A 1,790-nucleotide genomic window follows, 5' to 3' on the forward strand; every position below is an offset into this window, starting at 1 on the left:
GGAATTGAAAAAGATCGTATACCTTATCTAGGAGAACCATTTTATAGTATCAAAGAAAATGGTATCGGTTTAGGATTAATGATTTGTTATAAAATTATCGAAAAGCACCAAGGAAAGATATTTATTGAAAGTGAAGTAGGCAAAGGAACGACAGTTAATATTAATCTTCCTATATCTACTCTCGAAAATTAAAGCACTTATTCATCTTTTTAGATACAATCTATCACGCGAAGTTAAAAATAAAATATCTCAGAAGCAAAAAAGTTTCTTTTCTATAGTTTAGAATAAAGAAACTTTTTTTGCTTTTAAGATATATACATGCTACTTAACCTAATGGTATTTTAGGGCAGTCCTTCTTTCACTAAAATACTTTTATATCCCCCTACCATCCTATATACTATGCCATAAAATCGACCGTGTACTTGTCTAGGTTAATAGCACAAGGATTTTAAATATAAAAAGGCCGCAAAGCTTTTCTTCAAAAAACGCTCTGCGACCTTTTTATTTCTTATTCTACCTAAATAAAAATTAATTGTATTTTCTCTTGAATCAACGGTACGCTATTACTACATCTATTACTCATTTACTTTCATATAGATGATTTAATTTTGAATCATCTATATGAACCCAGGTAATAATCACTACATAAGCAATAGATGATCTATTTTTTCCACTAAGTCACTTATTATTAAGTGAATCCCTAGTTGATAATAGTTTTTCTTTGAAATCACTTGGCTTAGACATATATAATCTCTAGTCTTTCTAATTTAATAGTATCCGTATTTCCAAGTTTGATAGGTTTCTTGCACCAAATCCAATTTTTTTATCTCATTCGTTGACGAGCAAATATGAATCCACCTAAAGCCACCAACAACATACCTCCAATGTATGAAATTATATCCATCGATGTTCCGCCTGTTTTAGGAAGCCATACTGACGTTTTAGCATTTTCTTTAGTAGGTGGAACTTTAGAATTGCTGTTTGTGTCTGTATTTCCGTTTGGATCTGTACTTGGATCTTTTGGTTCTGTATTTGGATCTTTTGGTTCTGTACTTGGATTGTCCTTGATTTTTGTATTCGTGATATCATAACCGTTTACTTCGGATTGATATCCCTCTACTGGTTGTTCTTTTACTTCATATTTGTACGCTGCACCATTCGCATCATATGCCGCTAATTCTTTAAATGTATATTTCCAACCCGTTGCTTCACTTACTTCTTGCGTTGCGATAACCTGACCGTTTTGTAGTAAATCTACTTTAATTGTTTTCGGTCGATTTGTCGCATTTCCGTCATTCCACGTCTTTGTTCCTTCTACTATTGTTTTGCCAACCTTTGTATTCGTGATGTCATTTCCTTTTACTTCGGATTTGTATCCGTCTACTGCTTGTTCTTTTACTTCATACTTGTAAGCTACACCATTCTCATCATATGCTGCTAAATCTTTAAACGCATATTTCCATTCGCTTGCTGCGCTTACTTCTTGTGTTGCGATTACTTTGCCATTTTGTAGTAGGTCTACTTTGATCATTTCTGGACGATCTTTTGCGTTATCGTCTTTCCATGTTTTCTTACCACTAACTTCTGTTGTTTCTGTATTCTTGTAAGTGTTCGTAATCGTTGTNNCCTTCTACTTTTGTTTCATAGTCCTTAACTTTCACTTCACTTACTGTGTACTTATACTCATTTCCTTGCTTATCGTACTTCGGAAGATCTTTGAAATCGAAGTTCCAGTTGCCATCCTTATCAGCTTTTACTTCTTGGTTTTTGAACTCTGTACCATTTTGAAG

At 33.4% G+C, this 1,790-nt stretch carries 3 protein-coding genes; 1 reads left to right on the top strand and 2 read right to left on the bottom strand.

Translation table 11 applies throughout. The features are described 5' to 3' along the window. The coding region (locus tag CN288_RS28055; RefSeq protein WP_141528044.1) for an ATP-binding protein at window positions 1–192 on the top strand (192 nt) is incomplete at its 5' end. Window positions 193–823: 631 nt separating this feature from the next. Here CN288_RS28055 and CN288_RS29960 read toward each other — a convergent pair. Together CN288_RS29960 and CN288_RS29265 are read right to left on the bottom strand one after the other, a co-directional pair. Continuing rightward, on the bottom strand, window positions 824–1,531 hold the full coding sequence (locus CN288_RS29960; protein ID WP_255260077.1) for a Cna B-type domain-containing protein: 708 nt from the start codon (window positions 1,529–1,531) through the stop codon (window positions 824–826). 46 nt (window positions 1,532–1,577) lie between these two features. Next, window positions 1,578–1,790: Cna B-type domain-containing protein (locus CN288_RS29265; RefSeq protein WP_176527768.1), on the bottom strand; the 213-nt coding region annotated here is incomplete at its 5' end.

Origin of the sequence: Bacillus sp. AFS023182, assembly GCF_002560575.1 — a bacterium.
GTDB classification, from domain to species: domain Bacteria; phylum Bacillota; class Bacilli; order Bacillales; family Bacillaceae_G; genus Bacillus_A; species Bacillus_A arachidis.